At 77.1% G+C, this 17,438-nt stretch carries 16 protein-coding genes; 10 read left to right on the top strand and 6 right to left on the bottom strand.

Features of this window, described 5'->3' with window-relative positions; all coding sequences use genetic code 11:
• Positions 1 to 10: 10 nt before the first annotated feature.
• Positions 11 to 781 carry a class I SAM-dependent methyltransferase gene (locus tag IU369_RS10870; protein WP_217921002.1) on the top strand — a complete coding sequence of 257 codons (771 nt, stop codon included), beginning with the start codon at positions 11 to 13 and terminating at the stop codon, positions 779 to 781.
• Positions 782 to 798: 17 nt separating this feature from the next.
• Here the strand turns inward: IU369_RS10870 and IU369_RS10865 are convergent, their stop codons facing one another.
• From IU369_RS10865 to IU369_RS10850, 4 genes are read right to left on the bottom strand one after another with little or no spacing between them, the layout of a single operon-like run.
• Positions 799 to 1,209 (bottom strand): peptide chain release factor-like protein, encoded by a 411-nt coding sequence (locus tag IU369_RS10865; protein ID WP_217921001.1) that lies wholly within the window; start codon positions 1,207 to 1,209, stop codon positions 799 to 801.
• Positions 1,206 to 3,755 (bottom strand): DNA topoisomerase 3, encoded by a 2,550-nt coding sequence (locus IU369_RS10860; RefSeq protein ID WP_217921000.1) that lies wholly within the window; start codon positions 3,753 to 3,755, stop codon positions 1,206 to 1,208. The genes IU369_RS10865 and IU369_RS10860 overlap by 4 nt, the downstream gene beginning before the upstream one ends.
• Positions 3,756 to 3,803: 48 nt before the next feature.
• Positions 3,804 to 4,835, bottom strand: a complete 1,032-nt coding sequence (locus IU369_RS10855; protein ID WP_217920999.1) for a 6-phosphofructokinase — start codon at positions 4,833 to 4,835, stop codon at positions 3,804 to 3,806.
• A gap of 10 nt (positions 4,836 to 4,845) precedes the next feature.
• Positions 4,846 to 5,724, bottom strand: coding sequence for a phosphatase PAP2 family protein (locus tag IU369_RS10850; protein ID WP_217920998.1), 879 nt, complete (start codon positions 5,722 to 5,724; stop codon positions 4,846 to 4,848).
• Between the two features lie 57 nt (positions 5,725 to 5,781).
• On the opposite strand from IU369_RS10850, the gene IU369_RS10845 reads away from it, so the two are divergent.
• Positions 5,782 to 7,833, top strand: a complete 2,052-nt coding sequence (locus IU369_RS10845) for a diguanylate cyclase (protein WP_217920997.1) — start codon at positions 5,782 to 5,784, stop codon at positions 7,831 to 7,833.
• On the opposite strand, the gene IU369_RS10840 is transcribed toward IU369_RS10845, so the two are convergent.
• Positions 7,823 to 8,836: a GGDEF domain-containing protein gene (locus tag IU369_RS10840; protein WP_217920996.1), complete on the bottom strand. Its 1,014-nt coding sequence runs from the start codon at positions 8,834 to 8,836 to the stop codon at positions 7,823 to 7,825. The genes IU369_RS10845 and IU369_RS10840 overlap by 11 nt on opposite strands.
• Positions 8,837 to 9,012: 176 nt before the next feature.
• On the opposite strand from IU369_RS10840, the gene IU369_RS10835 reads away from it, so the two are divergent.
• Positions 9,013 to 9,225, top strand: coding sequence for a hypothetical protein (locus tag IU369_RS10835; protein WP_217920995.1), 213 nt, complete (start codon positions 9,013 to 9,015; stop codon positions 9,223 to 9,225).
• 16 nt (positions 9,226 to 9,241) lie between these two features.
• Here the strand turns inward: IU369_RS10835 and IU369_RS10830 are convergent, their stop codons facing one another.
• A complete protein-coding gene (locus IU369_RS10830; protein WP_217920994.1) occupies positions 9,242 to 9,514 on the bottom strand; it encodes a hypothetical protein in 273 nt (90 codons plus the stop codon).
• A gap of 74 nt (positions 9,515 to 9,588) precedes the next feature.
• On the opposite strand from IU369_RS10830, the gene IU369_RS10825 reads away from it, so the two are divergent.
• The 7 genes from IU369_RS10825 to IU369_RS10795 all read left to right on the top strand — a co-directional run bounded on the left by IU369_RS10825 (position 9,589) and on the right by IU369_RS10795 (position 17,372).
• Positions 9,589 to 10,611, top strand: a complete 1,023-nt coding sequence (locus IU369_RS10825) for a L,D-transpeptidase (protein ID WP_217920993.1) — start codon at positions 9,589 to 9,591, stop codon at positions 10,609 to 10,611.
• Between the two features lie 142 nt (positions 10,612 to 10,753).
• Positions 10,754 to 12,016, top strand: a complete 1,263-nt coding sequence (locus IU369_RS10820; protein ID WP_217920992.1) for a hypothetical protein — start codon at positions 10,754 to 10,756, stop codon at positions 12,014 to 12,016.
• A 64-nt stretch (positions 12,017 to 12,080) separates the two neighbouring features.
• On the top strand, positions 12,081 to 12,869 hold the full coding sequence (locus IU369_RS10815; protein WP_217920991.1) for a class I SAM-dependent methyltransferase: 789 nt from the start codon (positions 12,081 to 12,083) through the stop codon (positions 12,867 to 12,869).
• Positions 12,870 to 12,879: 10 nt separating this feature from the next.
• Positions 12,880 to 13,635, top strand: coding sequence for a L,D-transpeptidase (locus IU369_RS10810; protein WP_217920990.1), 756 nt, complete (start codon positions 12,880 to 12,882; stop codon positions 13,633 to 13,635).
• A 15-nt stretch (positions 13,636 to 13,650) separates the two neighbouring features.
• Complete coding sequence (locus tag IU369_RS10805) at positions 13,651 to 14,202, top strand: GNAT family N-acetyltransferase (RefSeq protein WP_217920989.1); 552 nt, start codon at positions 13,651 to 13,653, stop codon at positions 14,200 to 14,202.
• Between the two features lie 31 nt (positions 14,203 to 14,233).
• Complete coding sequence (locus IU369_RS10800; protein ID WP_217920988.1) at positions 14,234 to 14,578, top strand: hypothetical protein; 345 nt, start codon at positions 14,234 to 14,236, stop codon at positions 14,576 to 14,578.
• A gap of 46 nt (positions 14,579 to 14,624) precedes the next feature.
• Complete coding sequence (locus tag IU369_RS10795; protein ID WP_217920987.1) at positions 14,625 to 17,372, top strand: diguanylate cyclase; 2,748 nt, start codon at positions 14,625 to 14,627, stop codon at positions 17,370 to 17,372.
• Positions 17,373 to 17,438: the final 66 nt, after the last annotated feature.

The following is a 17,438-nucleotide window of genomic DNA, read 5'->3' as shown; positions in this document are numbered from 1 at the left end:
GACTGGCGCCATGGACATCGACTGGGGTGACGGCGACTACGGGCGGACCGCCGAGGTGCTCGCGCCGGCGGCGGAGGTCGTGGTCGCCGAGGCCGAGGTGGCGCCGGGGGACTGGTTCCTCGACGTCGCGTGCGGCACCGGCAACGCGGCGCTCACGGCGGCGGCTCAGGGCGCCAGCGTCGTGGGGGTCGACCTGTCCGCGTCCCTCGTCGACACCGCCCGGGCCCGCGCCCGGCTCGCCCAGGTGCCGGACGCGACGTTCGTGGTCGGCGACGCCGGCAACCTGCCCGTCGAGGCCGGCGCCTTCGACGCCGCCGTCAGCGTCTTCGGCGTCATCTTCGCGCCCGACCCGGCGGAGGCGGTGGGCCAGATGGTCTCCGCCCTGCGGCCCGGGGGGCGCCTCGTGATCGCGAGCTGGGTCGCGCGCGGCCCGATCCACGAGGCGGGCCGGGTGCTGCGCGGCGCGTTCCCCGCGGCGCCCGAGGCCGACGGCGTGCGCTGGGACGACGCCGCATGGGTCCGCGACCTCCTGACCGCCGCCGGTGCGCGCGACGTCGCGCAGCGCGAGGAGTCGCTGGTCTTCACCGCCGAGTCGACGGAGTCGTGGTTCGCCGAGCAGGAGGAGCACCACCCGGTGTGGCGGTGGGCGCGGCGCCTGCTGCCGCCCGAGGGCTGGGACGCGCTCCGCGCCGACGCCCTCACCGTGCTCGCGGAGAGCAGCGACGACCCCGCCGCCTTCCGCGCCTCCAGCCCCTACCTGGTGACGCGCGCCGTCGTCTAGGGCGGCGCCGGCCCGGCTCAGTCCGGCTCGGGGGGCCGCCGGGCGGCCTTCACCCCGGACCGCCGCGCCTTGTCGGCCAGGCGCCGCTCCGTCGCGCCGCGGGTCGGCCGGGTGGGGCGCCGGGGCGGGGCGGGCGGCGCCATCGCCCGGGCGACGCGCGCCGTCAGCCGGCCGATCACGACGTCGCGGTTGCGCTCGCGGGAGCGCTCGGCCTGGCTCGTCAGGCGCAGCGGGTGCCGGTCGAGCTCCAGGCCGTCGCGCAGGCGCGCCGCGAGGGGGTGGGGGAGGTCGTCGAGGTCGCGCGGGCGGAGGGTGAACTCGGCGCGCGTCTCGGTGTGGTCGCGCCGCTGGCCGCCGGGGCCCGAGGAGCGGGAGTAGGTCCAGACGCCGCGCTCCACGAGGAGCCCGGCGACCTCCTCCGGGGTCATGCGGTCGGGGCGGGCACCTCGAGCGCCCCGCCGGCGGCGGCACGGGCCTCCTCGATGCGGGCGACCGCCTCCTCCGGCGTCACCTCGTGGCCCTTCTCGCGCTTCCAGATGACGAACCCGCACCCCGGGTTCTTGCGGCTCTTCCAGCTCGTGCACCCGTAGGCCCGGCTGTTCTCCTGGATGTGGCCGGGGCATCCGGGGGTCGGGCAGGCGGCGAGCGGCTCCTTCGCGACGACGGGCGCGGCGTTCGTCTCGCCCCGGGCCACCATCGCGCGGGCCGCGTCCGCGTCGACCTCGCCCTTCTGGCCGCGGACCTTCTTCCAGATGACGTACCCGCAGCCCGGCTCGGTGCGGCTCTTCCAGCTCGTGCAGCCGAACGAGCGCGTCCGCTCGATGATCTCGCCGCCGCACCCGGGGGTGGGGCACGCGCCGATCACCTCGCGCTCCGCCTCGAGGTCCTTGCTCGACCGGCCCGCGGCGATGTGCTCCAGGGCCTCGTCGCGCGTGATGGTGCGGCCGTTCTGCTGCTTCCACAGCGTGTACCCGCAGCCCGGGTCGTCCTTGCCGTGGTACGTGTTGCAGCCGTAGCTCTTCGGGTACTCGACGATCTGGCCCTCGCAGCCCGGCGTCGGGCACGGCGCGAGGGGCTCGCGGGTGATCTTGAGGTCGTCGCGCTCCTTGTCGGCGAACCACGCGACCACCTCGCGCGTGAACCCGTCGATCTCGGTGCGGAAGACGTCGGCCTTCTCCTCGCCGCGCTCGATGCGGTTGAGGCGCTGCTCCCACCGGCCCGTCAGCTCGGGGCTGGTGAGGACGTGGTCGCCGAGCATCTTGATGAGCCCGGTGCCCTTCTCGGTGGCGCGGAGGCTGCGGCCCTCGCGCTCCACGTACTCGGCGTCCACCAGGCGCTCGATCGTGGCGGCGCGGGTCGCCGGCGTGCCGATGCCCGCGTCCTTCATCGCCTCGGCGGCCTCGTCGTCCTCCACGAGCTTGCCCGCCGTCTCCATCGCGCGGAGCAGCGTCCCCTCCGAGTAGCGGCCCGGCGGCTTCGTGCGCTTCGCGAGGGCCTCGGCGGACACGCAGGAGACCTGCTGCCCGACGGCGAGGGCCGGCAGCGACTGCTCGGCCTCCTCGTCGGCCTTCACGGCGGGGGCGTCCCCGTCGGCGGGGGGCGGGGCGGAGGCCTTCTCGACCGACTCGCCGTAGGCGGCGCGCCAGCCGGCCTCGATCATGACCTTGCCGCGGCTGCGGAACAGGTGCTCGGCGCAGCGCGTCTCGACGACGGTGCGCTCGAAGCGGGCGGCGGGGTGGAAGACGGCGAGGAAGCGCCGCGCGACCATGTCGTAGATGCGCCGCTCGTCGCGGGTCAGCCCCGAGAGGTCGTGGTCGCCCTCGGTCGGGATGATCGCGTGGTGGTCCGTGACCTTGGCGTCGTTGACCACGCGGCCGAGCGGCAGCCGGTCGAGGCCGAGCACGTACCGGGCCGGGTCGGCGTACTCGCGGGACGCGGCGCCCACGCCGCTCACGACCGACTTCAGCTGGCCCGCCATGTCGCCCGACAGGTACCGCGAGTTGGTACGCGGATAGGTCAGCAGCTTGTGCTGGTCGTAGAGCGCCTGGGCGGTGCCGAGGGTGCGGCTCGCGGAGTAGCCGAAGCGGCCGTTCGCCTCGCGCTGGAGCGTCGTCAGGTCGTACAGCAGCGGGGGCTGCTCGACCTGCGGCTTCGTCTCGAGCGACTCGACGACGCCGGGGGCGCCGGAGGCGGCGGCGGCGATCGCCTCGGCCGGGGCGGCCTCCTTCAGGCGCGTCGTGGAGCCCTCGTGCCACAGGCCGGCGTAGTGCGCGCCGCCGGCGACCTCGAACGCGGCCTCGACCTCCCAGAAGTCCTCCGGGACGAAGGCGGCGATCGCGAGGTCGCGGTTCACGATCAGCGCGAGGGTCGGGGTCTGGACGCGGCCGAGCGACAGCACCTTGCGGATGGAGCCCGCCTTGGTGGTCGCCGCGCGGGTGGCGTTCATGCCGACGAGCCAGTCGGCCTCGCTGCGGGCGCGGGCGGCGGCCTCGAGCGGCTGCATCACCTCGTCGTCGCGGAGCGCGTCGAACGCGTCCCGGATCGCCTTCTGGGTCATCGAGCTGAACCAGGCGCGCTTCACGGGCTTGCCCTGCGCGGCCTTCGGGGCCGTCTCGAGGATGAGCTTGAAGATCAGCTCGCCCTCCCGCCCGGCGTCGCACGCGTTGATGATGAGGTCCACGTCGGGGCGCTTCATCAGGGCGTGGAGCGACTTCAGCGTCTTCGCGGCCCGGGCGTCGCGGGGCTGGTAGCGGAAGGCCTCCGGCAGGATCGGGAGGTCGTCGTACTTCCACTTCTTGTACTTGTCGTCGTACTTGTCCGGGTCGACCTGCTCGACCAGGTGGCCGACCGCGAACGCGACGATCGCGTCCGGTCCCTCCCAGTGGTCACCGGACCGCTTGGCCTTCGACCCGAGCAGGGCCTTGGCCACGTCGGCGGCGACGGAGGGCTTCTCGCAGATGACCAGGGACGGCATGGCGGAGGACAGTAGCACCGGGCCCGCCGCCGCCGTCCGCGGCCCCGTTCAGCGGCCGGCGGCCACTTCCGCGACGCGGCGGTAGACATCCTCGGGGACCGTCTTCAGGACGCTCACGGCCTCCGAGAGGGGGATGTCGGAGACGGTGTCGCCCTTCAGCGCCACCATCCGGCCGTAGGACCCCTCGCTCACGAGCTGGGCCGCGCGGGCGCCGAAGCGGGTGGCGAGCGAACGGTCGAAGGCCGTCGGGGTGCCGCCGCGCTGGACGTGCCCGAGGACGACCGCGCGGGCCTCGCCGCCGATCTGCGCCTCGATCCGCTCGGCCAGCGTCTCGCCGACGCTCGCCTTCGCGAGGAGGGTGTGCCCGAACTCGTCCACGGCGCCGTCGCCGGCCCCCGCGTCGAGGACGACGCCCTCGCTGATGACCACGATCGCGTACCCCGCCCCGCGCTCGCGCCGCGCGGTGATGCGCGCGCAGACGTCGTCGAGGGAGGCGGGCTGCTCCGGGATCATGATGACGTGGGCGCCGGAGGCGAGACCCGACTCGAGCGCGATCCACCCGGCGTGGCGGCCCATCACCTCGACGACGATCACCCGGTCGTGGGACTCGCCGGTGGTGTGCAGGCGATCGATCGCGTCGACCGCGATCTGCACCGCGGTCCAGAAGCCGAAGGTGTAGTCGGTGCCCGAGAGGTCGTTGTCGATCGTCTTGGGGACGCCGATCACGTTCAGGCCGAGCTCGTCGTGCAGGCGGCGGGCGACGCCGAGCGTGTCCTCGCCGCCGATGGCGATGAGGGCGTCGAGCCCGAGGTCGGCGAAGGCGGCGACGCACTCCCGGCCGCCCTCCTCCGACTTGAAGGGGTTGGTGCGCGAGCTGCCGAGGATCGTGCCGCCCCGCGTGAGGATCCCGGCGACGGCGTCGCGGTCGAGCGGGCGCGTGTCGCGCTGCAGCAGGCCGCGCCAGCCGCCCAGCAGCCCGACGTGCTCGTGACCGTGGTCCGTGCCGACCCGCACGGCGCCGCGGATGACGGCGTTGAGACCGGGGCAGTCGCCCCCACCGGTGAGAAGTCCGACGCGCATGCGCGGCAGGTTACCGGGTGCGGCGACGCCGCGTGCGCGCCGCCGGCAGCGACTGGAGCATCCCCGTGACCACGGCGATCAGCGCCGCGCACGCCGCGACGCAGGTCGCCGACGCGAAGGTGAGGGCGGTGCGGTCGACCGCCGCCGACCGGACGTCCAGCCGGCGCTGGGCGGCGACCCCCGCGACCACGACGAAGGCCACCGCGAGCAGCACGGCGGCGGCGGCGCCCGCCCGGGCCCGGCGCCCCGGCGACGCCGCGAGCTCCCGCGGCCCGCGGGCCGCCACGACGACGGCCGCCACGAGGGCGGTCCACGCCACGGCGACGAGGTAGGCGCCCACCACCTCGCTCGGGCGGTGCCAGCCGAGCACGAGCACCGCCACGCCGACGCCCGCCGCATAGGCGCCCCCCACGAGCGCCGCCGGCCACCGCAGCGCCGGCGGGGCGACCAGCACCAGGGCGAGCGCCAGCGACGACGCGACGGTGACGTGCCCGCTCGGGAACGCCCCCGCGCCGGGGCCGATGCCGTCGACGGCCAGGTCGGGCCGGTCGATCGCCCGCTTCATGACCTGGGTCGTGATGTTCGCCCCCGCCACCACGGCGCCCGCGCCGGCGGCGAGCCACGGGCGGTCGCGGAGCACGGCGACGAGCATGATCGCCACCCCCAGCAGGGCGAGCGACGACACGCTGATCGTGTCCAGGAGCCGCTGGGTGGCGGCGTCGGCGGCGGAGCCGGTGCCCCCCGGGTCGGCGCGCCCGGCGTCGTCCCAGCCCTGGCCGGTCGCCGTCCGGACGGCGACGAGCAGCAGCACCGCGACGCCCGCGGACGCGGCCGCGACCAGACCGGCGAAACGCGCGGCGAGCAGCCGGCGGGAGGGCGCGGGGGGCATGGACGTCAATCTACGTCGCCTCAAGTCGGGACCCCGGAGCGCCGACTCGGAGGGTGCATGGATGCGAACCCCCCGGCCTCGGACGACACGGCCGACCGACTCCTCGTCGCCCACGACGAGGCCGCGGTCCGGCACGCCCTCCGCGGGGCCCTCGAAGGCGCGGGCCACCGCGTGGTGGAGGCCCGCGACGCCGGCGCCGTCATCGCCGCCCTCGGCGTCCTGCCCGTGCGCCTCGTGCTCGCCGACGCCGCGATGCGCGACGTGGCGGGCCGCAGCGTCGCGCTGGCGGTGCGGGAGGCGTCCGGCCCCGACCCCGCCGTGATCGCCCTGGTCCGCCCCGGCGACGAGGCGACCGCCCTCGCGGCCATCGACGACGGCGCCGACGACCACCTGATCCTCCCCGCCGCCCCCGATGACCTGCTGCTGCGCGTCAGCGCCTCCCTGCGCGGCGGCCGCCGCCGCGCCGCCCGCGAGCAGGCCGCCCTGCGGCGCATCGCCGAGGCCGTCGCCCGCGAGGCGAGCCCCCAGGACGTCTTCGACCTGGTCGCCGAGGAGATCGCGATGGTCCACGGCGCCGCGGGCGCCGCCGTGGTGCGCTTCGACGACGGCGAGGCCGCCTTCGTCGGGCGCTGGTCCCAGCGCCCCGGCTCGTGGCCGCCCCGCGAGCTGACCGTCCCCCTGACGAGCCCGCTGCCCGACCCCGACGCGACCCGCGCGGCGCGGGACGGCCGCGCCGACGACTTCCGCGCCTTCGCGGGCGCCGTCCCCTGGGTCCTCGACCGCGACGCCTTCCGGGCGAGCGTCGCCGCGCCGGTGCGGGTGCGCGAGCGGGTGTGGGGGGCCGTCGTCGTCGCCACCGACGCGCCCGAGGCCCTGCCCACCGGCACCGAGGGCCGCCTCGCCCGCTTCGCCGACCTGGTCGCGCTCGCGATCGGGACGGCCGAGGTCCGCGCCGAGCTCGCGTGGCGCGCCGCCACCGACCCGCTGACGGGCCTCGTCAACCGCCACGTCTTCGAGGAGCGCCTCGCCGAGGAGGTCTCCCGCTCGCGCCGCCACGGGCGCGACCTGGCGCTCGCGGTGCTCGACCTCGACGACTTCAAGCAGGTCAACGACACCCACGGTCACGTCGTCGGGGACGCCGTGCTGCGCGAGGCCGCCCTGCGGCTCGCCGCCCTCGCCCGCGAGGGGGACGTCATCGGACGCCTCGGCGGCGAGGAGTTCGGCTGGCTCATGCCCGAGACCGACGGTATGGAGGGCTGGCAGGCCGCCGAGCGCGCGCGGGCCTCGATGGCGGGCGCGCCGTTCCCGGAGGTCGGCCGCGTGACGGTCTCCGCCGGCGTCTGCGACCTGATCCGCGCCGACGGCCCCCTCGACCTCTACCGCCGCGCCGACGCCGCCCTCTACTGGGCGAAGCGCCACGGCCGGGACGTCGTCTTCCTCTACACCCCCGAGGCCATGGAGGCGCTGGGCGAGGAGGAGCGCGCCGCGGAGGTGCGCCGCGGGCAGGCGTTCCAGAGCATCCGGGTGCTGGCCCGCGCGGTCGACGCGAAGGACCCCTCCACCCGCCGCCACTCGGAGCGCGTCGCCGGCCTCGCCGCCGGCATCGCCGCGGTGCTCGGCTGGGAGCGCCGCCGGATCTCGCTGCTGCACGAGGCCGCCCTCGTCCACGACGTCGGCAAGATCGCCGTCTCCGACGCGATCCTGTTCAAGCCGGTGCGCCTCACGCCCGCCGAGATGGCGAAGGTCGCCCACCACTCGGCGCTCGGCGCGGAGATGGTGTCGGGCGTGCTGACCGCCGAGCAGGCCGCGTGGGTGCGCGCCCACCACGAGCGCTGGGACGGGTCGGGCTACCCCGACGCCCTGGCCGGCGAGGCGATCCCCGAGGGCGCCCGGGTGCTGCACCTCGCCGACGCCTGGGACGTCATGACCAGCAACCGCCCCTACGTGCCGCCGATGTCCGCCGCGGACGCGCTCGCGGAGTGCCGGCGCCAGTCCGGCGCCCAGTTCTGGGAGCGTGCGGTCGAGGCCCTCGGGGAGCTGCACGCGGTCGGCGCGGTCGAGGCGGGCGCCCTCGAGCGCCGCGGGGCGGACGAGCGCATCACCCGCTGAGGGCGGCGGTCCCCGTCCCGGCGGCGCGGACCGTGTCGCGGCCGTCGGCCTTGGCGCGGTAGAGCATCAGGTCGGCGAGGCGCACCATCTCGTCGCGCCCCCCGGCCGTCGCGAGGTCGCAGACCCCCGCGGAGGCGGTGAGGCGCCCGGCGACCTCGAAGTCGCGGCCGGCGATCACGGCGAGGGCGCGGCGGGCGGCGGCCTCGGCGCCCGCCCCGGTGGTCCGGGGCAGCAGCCACGCGAACTCCTCGCCGCCGATGCGGGTGACGGCCTCCCCGCGGCGGGCGATCCCGACCAGCCGGCGTCCCACCTCGACGAGCACCCGGTCGCCCCGGCCGTGGCCGAAGCGGTCGTTGACGCCCTTGAAGTGGTCGAGGTCGAGCAGCACCAGCCCGAGCGCGTCGCCGTGGCGGACGGCCCGGTTCTCCTCGGCGGCGAGCAGGTCGTCGAAGGTCCGGCGGTTGCCGAGGCCGGTGAGCGCGTCGGTGCCGGCGAGGGAGGCGAGGCGCGACCGCGTCTCGTGGTTCGCGGCGGCGAGGGACAGGAGGTCGGCGAAGGGGGCCAGGCGCTCCGCCGCGGCGGGGGCGAGGGCGTCGGCCGACCCGCTGAGGAGGAGGGCCCCCCACACCGACCCCCGCAGCACGACGGGGGCGGCGACCTCCGCGACGCGCGCCCGCCGGCTCTCCTGGGGGCACCCGAGGGCGAGGACGGCGGCGAGCGTGCCCGTCGCGAGCATCGACTGCCCCGGCGGGGGCGCGTCGCGTCCGACCGCCGCGACGACGACGCGGTCGGCGTCCTCGCTGCGCACGACGGCGGCGGTGCCGGCGCCGAGGAGCCACGCGGCGCACTCGCAGACCTGGAGGCCGGCCGACGCGAGGTCGGGGGCCTCCGCGACGCCGCGCAGGGCGGCGCTCATCGCGGTGCGGTCGCGCCGCCCCTCCACCGCGTCGCCGTCCACCCGGCGCGCCGTTGCGGCCACGCCCTCCAGGAGTCCTGCGCCCACCGCACCTCCGCTCGCCTCCGGCCCGGGGCGATTCTGCGGTACCGTCCGGCGCGACGGCACCCTCCGGCCGCGCGTCGTGCCCGCTACGAGCGGGGAAGGCGCCTGACACGCGATGGCACGGGCGGCGCCGCACCAGCGGTCCCAGCAGAATCCGATACCCGAGCACGAGGAGCCACGTGTCCCAGACCGGCAGGAGGGTCGCCCTGGCGGCCGGTGTCGTCGGCGCCGCATGCTGCGCGGCGGCCGCCGCGCTCGGACGCGAACGACTGACCGGGGCGCTGGAGCGGGTCCGCGGAGGTCGCCGCCCCGAGGCCGACCCCGTCGATGAGGCCTCGATGGAGTCGTTCCCCGCGTCGGACCCCCCGTCGGCGGGCGGGCCCGGGATCTAGCTCAGGCGGGGGTCGCTCAGCCGCAGCGGAGGTCGACCGGCTCGCCGCCCGCGGCGAGGGACTCCCCTGCGCGCAGGGGCCCGGCCACGACGCCCGGCGCCACCGGCCCGAGGTCGCTGATGCGCATCTTCGCCCGGCAGACCGGCTGGGTGACGCCGGCGAACGCCGCCTCCGCCAGCAGCCGCGCCTCGTCGGCCCCGTGGGCGGCCACCAGCACCTGCTCGTGCTGGAACGGGCCCTCCCAGCCGCTCGTCGCGGCGAAGAGGCGGATCGGGGCGTCGGAGGCCACATGCGTACGGTAGCTAAGGAATCCGCGCGGGATGTCGAATAGGCCGCTGGAAGCACTCCGACAGGGAGAGGCGCATGCGGCTCGCACGACGTCAGGCGGTCCTCGCGGGGGCACTCGGTGCCCTCGCCCTCCCGGCGGCGGGCCTCGCCCAGGCGCCGGACGGCCTCCACGTGGCCGCGTTCCGCGCGCCGTCGGCCGTCGAGCTCGGGCAGCGCGCCGAGATCACGGGACGCGTGGCGCCCGCCGCCGCCGTCCCCGTGGTCGTCGAGCGCCTCGAGGGAGACGCCTGGGCGCCCCTGGTGACGCTCCGGTCGCGGCGCGACGGCTCCTTCTCCGCCGACCTCCCGCTCCGCCGCCCCGGCAACCTGCGCGTCAGCGTCGCCGCCGCCGACGGCACCGTCAGCTCCAGCCGCCGCCGGTTCGTCGCCGTCACGCGCCGCGTCGACCTCTCGGTGACGGCGGCGCCGCTCGAGAGCATCGCCGGCCGCCCGTTCACCGCCGTCGGCACCGTCACGCCCGGCGCCCGCGGCGAGCGCGTCGCCCTGCAGGGCTCCGTCGACGGCGGCCCGTTCCGCACCATCACGAAGGTGCCGGTGCGCGCCGGGCGGGTGAGGGCGACGTTCACGCCGCCGCGCGGCGGCACCTGGCGCTTCCGGCTGACCGCCGCGGCGCGCCCCGGCGCCGACTCCGGCGGCTCGGACACCACCGGCCGGATCTCGGTCTTCGGGCGCAACCCGCACGGCGTGCCGGCCTCCGCCGAGCACTACCTCGTGCAGAAGATCTCCGAGTTCCACCTCTACTACTACCAGCGGGGCACGCTCCGCCGGGTCTTCCCGGTGGTCTTCGGCGCGCCCTCGACGCCGACCCCCGTCGGCAGCTACCGCGTCTACTCGAAGACCAACGGCCCCCGCGCCGCCTTCGGCCCGCGGGTCCTCTGGTACCACCGCGGGTACGGCATCCACGGGACCGACCAGGAGTACCTCCTCGCCCACGAGACGCGGTACTACTCCCACGGCTGCACCCGCAACTACAACGCGAACATCCTGTGGCTGTGGGACCGGGTGCCGGTCGGGACGCCGGTGCGGAACCTGGCCTGAGGCCCGCGGGGCGGCGTGACGGCGGGGGCGCGCGGGGCCCCCGCCGGTACCGGGACCACCCGGCGCCCCGTGGGTCCACGCGTCGAGGGGCCCCGCCCGGGCGGGGCGGGGGGCGCACGGGGTGCGTGGTACCGTCGGCCGGATGCGGCTGCGGGCTCTCGCTCTCACCGGGTCGGCGTTGGCCGCGCTCGCCCCGGTCACCGCGTCGGCGGCGACGTGGTCGCCCCCCGCGGTGCTCACCCCGCGTGACGGGGCGTCCTACGCCGTGCCGCACGCGGCCTCCGAGTCGGGCCGCGCCGTGGCCACGTGGGTGCGCGCCCCGGCGGCGACGCGGGGACGCGCCCGGGTCCACGTCGCGGTGCGGGCGACCCGGACCTCGCGGTGGAGCCGCGCCGTCGCCCTCTCGCCACCGGGGGCCGACGCCCCGCGGGCCGCGCTGAACGCCCGCGGCGACGCCGTGGTGGTGTGGGTCGCGGGGCGTCGGCTCGTCGCGGCGGTGCGGCGCGGCGCGGACGGCGACTGGGTCGTCGGGACCGTCACCGACGCCGGCGGCGCCGTGCAGGGCCTGCGCGCCGCGATCGACGTGGTCGGGCGCCCCTCGGCGATGTGGAGCGAGACGTCCGGCTCGGGCTTCGTCGTGCGCGTCGCGGCGCGGGCCTCCGCGAGCGCGGGGTGGACGGTGCGGCCGGCGCGGATCTCGACGCCGGGCCCCCAGCCGCCGTCGCTGGCCCTCGCGCGGTCCGGCGCGATGGTCGCCTGGACCGACGACGACGGCACCCGGGCCGCGCGCACCGTCGCGGGCGCGTTCGAGCGGCCCTCCGAGCTCTCGCGCGACGTCGGCGCGCCGACCGCGGCGATGAGCTCCGGCGGGGTCGCCCTCGGCGCCTGGAGCGCCGCCCTCCCCGGGGGCTCGTCGGTCGTGCTCGCCGCGGGCCGGGCGCGCGGCACCGGCGGCTGGGCCGCATCGGAGGACGTCGGCATCGGCCTGCGGCCGGTGGCGGCCCTCAACGACCGCGGCGACGGCGTCGTGGCGTGGAGCCTCGACGAGACGGGGGCGCCCCAGGGCATCGAGGCGGCGACCCGACGCGGCGGCCGCGGCCCCTGGCGCGCGACCACCGTCGTGCCGCGGCGCGTCTGCGCCTGCACCCTGCTCGCGTCCGCGACCGCGGTCGACGGCGCCGGCGTCGCCCTGGTCGCCTGGCGCCGCGACGACGGCGCCTCGACGGGCGGAGGGGGCGCCGCGGCGCTCGCCCCCGGCGCGCTGGCGTGGCGTCTCGCGCCCGTGTCGCCGGGGCGCATGACCGGCGCGCCCGTGGTGGCGGGCGACGCGGCCGGCGGCGGCCTCGCCGTGTGGGTCGAGGCCGGGCCCCGCGGCGGCGTGCGCGCCGTCACGCTCCGCCCGTAGCCGCCTTGGATTCACCCCCTCCGGCTGCTTCGATACCCGGGTCCGTGACGCGTCGAGGAGGCCCATGACCACGCAGGTCCCGCAGGAGCGCGTGGCAGCGCCGTGGTCGCTCGCCCGCCGTGTCGTGACCGGGGTCGTCCGCCCCGGTGGGGAGGCGATGGTGCGCCGCGCCCTGGAGGGGGCCGGCATCGGCGAGGGCGACCGCGTCGTCGAGCTGGCGCCCGGGCTCGGGCTCACGTCCCGGGCGATCCTGGCCGCCCGCCCCCGCACCTGGACGGGCGTCGAGCCGGACCCGCTCGCGGCGGCCCACCTGACCCGCGCGGTCGGCGGCCCCGGCCGCGACGTCGTCACGGCCCCCGTCGACGCGACCGGCCTGCCGGACGGCGAGGCGTCGCTGGTGTTCTGCGACGCGCTGCTCACCACGCTCGACGACGGCGGCCGCGCCGCCGTGCTGCGCGAGGCGGGCCGCCTGCTGCGCCCCGGCGGCCGCGTCGTGCTCCACGAGCTGGCACCGGCCCCCGACGCCGACCCGGAGGCCCTGGCGCGCGTCGCCGCGACCGGCCTCGCCGTCGCCACCGAGGCGGCGTGGCGCTCGGAGGTCGAGGCGGCCGGCCTCGTGGTCGTCGGCTCGCTCGTCGGCCGTCTGGACCTGCCGGAGCAGCGGGACCTGATGCGCGAGCTCGGGCCGCGCGGGGCGCTGAGGCTCACGCGCGGCATCGCCCTCGACGGCCCGGTGCGGACGGCGTCCCTGCGGGGCCGCCAGGCCCTGGACCGCGACGCCGTCGCGTTGCGCTCGGTGGTGGTGGTCGGCGAGGTGCCCCTCATCCTGGGCATGCGCCGCCCGCGCCGCTAGCCTCGGCGCCGTGAGCATCCGCCACCTCGCGCTGGCGGCGGCGATCGCCGCCGCCGGCCTCGTGCCCGCGGCGGGGGCCGTCGCCCAGGGCACGCCCCCTCCCGCCACCCCCGAGGCCGCCGCGGGTCCCGTCCCCGCGCCGCCGACGAAGGCGACGACCTGGACGGGCCGGCTGATCGCCCCGGTGATGGCGCGCCGGGCGCCCCGGGCCGGGGCCGCCGCCGCCTTCAAGCTCTCGCCGATCGCCCCGTTCGCGAACGGCCCGACCCAGCTCATGGTCACGCGGACGACGCTCGTCGACGGCCGCCGGTGGGTCGAGGTGCTGCTGCCGCGCCGGCCCAACGGCAGCCGCGGGTGGGTGCCCGCCGACGTGCTCGACCTGCGGACCACGCCGATGCGGATCACGATCGACCTGGGCGACCGGCGCCTGACGGTGCTCCGCGGCGGGCGTCGCGCGTTCAGCGCGCCCATCGCCGTCGGCAAGGCCGCCACACCGACGCCGCGGGGGTCGTTCGCGATCGCCGAGACGATCCGGACGAACCTGCCGGACGCCTTCCTCGGCCCCTACGTCCTGCCGATCACCGGCTTCTCGGAGAAGCTCAACGAGTTCGCGGGCGGCAACGGGCGCGTCGCGATCCACGGCACCAATCTGCCCGCCCTGATCGGCACCGCGGCCAGCAACGGCTGCATCCGGATGCTCAACCGTGACGTCGTGCGCCTCGCGCGGGTCATCGGGCCGGGCACGCCGGTGACGATCCGCGCCTGACGACGGGGTCGCGGGGTGCTCTCCCTGCCCGATCCCCCCCTCGCGGACGACCTCGTGCGCCTGCGCCCGTTCCGCTCCGACGACCTCCGGGCGATCGTCGCGGGGTGCAGCGACCCGCTGACCCAGGCGTACACCCGCATCCCGTCGCCGTACACGCACGAGGACGGGCGGGCGTTCATCTCCGGAGCGGCGGGGCGGCGCCTGCTGGGCGAGACGATCGACCTGGCGATCACCGTCGTCGGCGAGGACCTGCTGCTCGGCGTCGTCGGCATCGCGATGGACCGCCACGACGACCTCCGCGGTGAGATCGGCTACTGGGTCGCCCCGGAGGCGCGGGGGAGGGGCCTCGCGGGACGGTCGCTCGCCCTCATGTCCCGGTGGGCGCTGACGCAGGGGGGCCTGCAGCGCCTCGACCTGCAGGCGGCGCTCGACAACACCGCGTCGATCCGCGCCGCCGAGCGCTGCGGCTACGTCCGCGAGGGGACGCTGCGGCGCGCCTGGTACCGGAGCCCCGAGCGGACCGACATGGCGCTCTTCTCCCTGCTGCCGGACGACCTCCCCGCGTAGTGTTGGCGCGTCGACGGAGAAGGGGACCGGGGTGACGCAGGGCACGGAGGGGATCGGGTCGATCTGGGAGGACGGCCTGGGCCGGCACGACGACGACACGCGGGTGCTGTCGGAGGGGTCCACGACCCTGACCGACGACCCGCAGTCGGTGCGCTACGGCGACGGGAAGGGCGCCCGGGCCGTGGTGCAGGCCGTGGTGGCGGGCCCGGTGTTCCGCAACCGCCCCCACGTCGACCTCCTCTTCAGCGAGGGGCTGCGCCCCGTCTACGCCCGGCTGACCCCCGCGCAGGCCCGCGCGGTCGCGACGCTGCTCTCCGAGGCGGCCGATCTGGCGGACGCCTCCGACCCCGACGGCCCGGAAACCCCCAGAACCTGAGGATCCGCGGTGGTGGACGGCCGAGGCTCGCCCTAATGTGCCCGGGATGCCACTGCGGCGACTGACGGACCTGCCCGCCGGGGCGCTGGCCCGGGCGCTCTTCGAGGCCATCCCCGACGGCGTGCTGGTGCTCGACGCGGACGGGGTCGTGGTGGACGCCAGTGAGGCCGTGTGCGAGATGCTCGGCTACCCCCGCGACGAGATCATCGGGCGGGCGCCGCCGCACCCCTGGTGGGTCGACGGCATGCTCCCCGCGGCGCCGCGGCGCTTCCCGGCGGCCGGGGCGCGCGAGGCGCCCGCGGTCCTGGTGCGCCGCGACGGGACCACCATCCCCGCCGTGGTGCGCTCCGTCGCGCTCGGCGACGGCCCCGACGGCGGCGGGAACGTGGTGGTGCTGGGGCGCGTCCCGTCCGCGCCGGGCCTGCCGCTCGGGGACGAGAGCTACCGGGCGGTCGTCGCCGCCGTCCACGAGGGCGTCGTCGTCCACGGCCCCGACGGGCGGATCGTGTCGTGCAACCCCAGCGCCGAGCGGATCCTGCGCGTCGCGTCGGACGAGATCGTCGGGCGCGACTGGGCCCACTGGGACGCCGTCCGCGAGGACGGCTCGGCGATCCCGCCCCACGAGAACCCGTCGACGCTCGCCGCCCTGACGGGGCGGCCCCAGAACGACGTCGTCATGGGCATCCGCACCCCCGAGGGCGAGGTCCGCTGGATCGCCGTCAACGCCGAGCCGGTCCCGGCCGACGACGGCGGGGTCGCCGCCGTCGTCGCGACGTTCTCCGACATCGCCGGCCGACGCCAGCGGGAGGAGCTCGTCAGCCGCCTCGGGCGCATCCTCGAGCAGTCCCGCGACGAGGTCCACGTCTTCGACTCGCGCACCCTGCGGCTGGTGCAGGTCAACCGCGCCGCCGTGACCAACACCGGCTACCCGATGGCCGACCTCCACCGGATGACGCCGCTCGACCTGCTGCCGGAGCTCGACCCCGACGCGTTCGCCGCGATCGTCGAGCCGCTCCGCACCGGCGACGTCGAGCGGGTCCAGTTCGAGACCGTCCACCGCCGCCGCGACGGCACTACCTACCCCGTCGAGGTGCGCATGCAGCTCGTCGGATCGGAGTCGCCGCCGGTGATCGCCGCGGTCGTCCTCGACATCACCGCCCGTCACGCCGCCGAGGTCGAGCTGCGCGGGCGGGAGGCCGAGAACCGCCGCCTCGCCCACGAGCAGGGCGCGCTGCGGCGGGTCGCGACGGCCGTCGCCCTCGAGGACGACCCCCAGTCGGTGTTCGACCTCGTGTGCGAGGAGGCGGTGCGGCTGATCGGCGCGTCCGGCGGCGGGCTCGTGCGCTTCGAGGACAACCGGACGGCCTCCGCCGTCGGCGCCTGGTCGGTCGCGGGGGCCCCGCCCGCCTTCGGCGACGGGGAGTCGCTCGACGGCGAGGGGCTCGCCGCGCTCGTCGCCCGGACCGCCCGGGCGGCGCGCATCGACACCCGGTCCGGGGAGGGCGCCCACCACGACGTCGCCGTCGCCGCCCCCGTGCGGGCCGGGGAGCGGCTGTGGGGGGCGATCGGCGTGACCGGCATCGCCCACGAGCGCGCCGCCCCCGACGCCGCGGAGCGCCTCGGCCGCTTCGCGGAGCTCGTCGGCATCGCGGTCAGCAACGCCGAGGCCCGCGCGCGCCTCGCCGACCTGGCGGCGACCGACCACCTGACGGGCCTCGCGAACCACCGCACCTTCCAGGAGCGCCTCGCCCAGGAGGTCGTCCGCGCCGCGCGACACGGGCGGCGGTTCTCGCTCGTGCTGCTCGACCTCGACCACTTCAAGCGCGTCAACGACGACCTCGGCCACCAGATGGGGGACGCCGTCATCCGCGAGGCGGCGCGGCGCCTGGGGGCGCTCGCCCGCGCCGGCGACCTGATGGCCCGCGTCGGCGGCGACGAGTTCGCGTGGCTGATGCCGGAGACCGGCGGCATGGAGGCGTGGCGGGCCGCGGACCGCGCCCGCGAGGCGATCTCGGCGGAGCCGTTCACGGGCGTCGGGCAGCTCACGATCTCGGCGGGGGTCTGCGACCTCGACCAGGCGCCCCAGCACAGCGAGCTCTTCCGGCTCGCCGACGGCGCCCTCTACTGGGCGAAGCAGCACGGCCGCGACGTCGCGTTCCTCTACTCGCCCGAGGTGGTGGAGGTGCTGTCCGACGCCGAGCACGCGGAGCGCCTCACGCGGCTCCAGGCGCTCCAGAGCATCCGGGTCCTCGCCCGCGCGGTGGACGCGAAGGACCCCTCCACCCGCCAGCACTCCGAGCGCGTCTCGGAGGTCGCGAAGGTCCTCGCGACCGCCCTCGGGTGGTCGCCGGACGACGCCTCCGCCCTGCGCGACGCCGGCCTGGTCCACGACGTCGGCAAGATCGCCGTCCCCGACGCGATCCTCTTCAAGCCGGACCGCCTCACGGAGGAGGAGTTCCAGCGGGTCCGCGCCCACGCGGCCCTCGGCGCCGAGATCGTCGCGGACGTGCTGTCGAACGCCCAGGTGGCGTGGGTGCGGGGACACCACGAGCGCTGGGACGGCGCCGGCTACCCCGACGGCCTGGCGGGGGAGGGGATCCCCGTCGGCGCCCGCATCCTCACCCTCGCCGACGCCTGGGACGTCATGACCTCGGCGCGCCCCTACGGCGTGCCGCTGTCCCGCGAGGACGCCATCGCGGAGTGCCGCCGGTGCTCCGGCGGGCAGTTCTGGCCGGCGGCGGTGGCGGCACTGGAGCGCGTGCTGGTCGAGGGGGGCCTGCCGGACGAGCGGTGACGTCGCGACCCGGGCTCCGGCGCCGGGACGATGTGGAGGCCGTGCGGAGTCATGTCCGCGAGATGG

This window comes from Miltoncostaea oceani (assembly GCF_018141545.1).
In the GTDB taxonomy this organism is placed as follows: Bacteria; Actinomycetota; Thermoleophilia; order Miltoncostaeales; family Miltoncostaeaceae; genus Miltoncostaea; species Miltoncostaea oceani.
Note: the sequence above shows the minus strand (reverse complement) of the source record. Positions and strands in the feature narration are given on the sequence as shown.

Bases quoted from the DNA above. Each gene is read 5' to 3' on its own strand.
- IU369_RS10795 (WP_217920987.1), top strand. From the start codon at position 14,625: ATGCCACTGCGGCGACTGACGGACCTGCCCGCCGGGGCGCTGGCCCGG.
- IU369_RS10870 (WP_217921002.1), top strand. From the start codon at position 11: ATGGACATCGACTGGGGTGACGGCGACTACGGGCGGACCGCCGAGGTG.
- IU369_RS10855 (WP_217920999.1), bottom strand. From the start codon at position 4,835: ATGCGCGTCGGACTTCTCACCGGTGGGGGCGACTGCCCCGGTCTCAAC.
- IU369_RS10865 (WP_217921001.1), bottom strand. From the start codon at position 1,209: ATGACCCCGGAGGAGGTCGCCGGGCTCCTCGTGGAGCGCGGCGTCTGG.
- IU369_RS10845 (WP_217920997.1), top strand. From the start codon at position 5,782: ATGGATGCGAACCCCCCGGCCTCGGACGACACGGCCGACCGACTCCTC.
- IU369_RS10860 (WP_217921000.1), bottom strand. From the start codon at position 3,755: ATGCCGTCCCTGGTCATCTGCGAGAAGCCCTCCGTCGCCGCCGACGTG.
- IU369_RS10850 (WP_217920998.1), bottom strand. From the start codon at position 5,724: ATGCCCCCCGCGCCCTCCCGCCGGCTGCTCGCCGCGCGTTTCGCCGGT.
- IU369_RS10815 (WP_217920991.1), top strand. From the start codon at position 12,081: ATGACCACGCAGGTCCCGCAGGAGCGCGTGGCAGCGCCGTGGTCGCTC.
- IU369_RS10820 (WP_217920992.1), top strand. From the start codon at position 10,754: ATGCGGCTGCGGGCTCTCGCTCTCACCGGGTCGGCGTTGGCCGCGCTC.
- IU369_RS10825 (WP_217920993.1), top strand. From the start codon at position 9,589: ATGCGGCTCGCACGACGTCAGGCGGTCCTCGCGGGGGCACTCGGTGCC.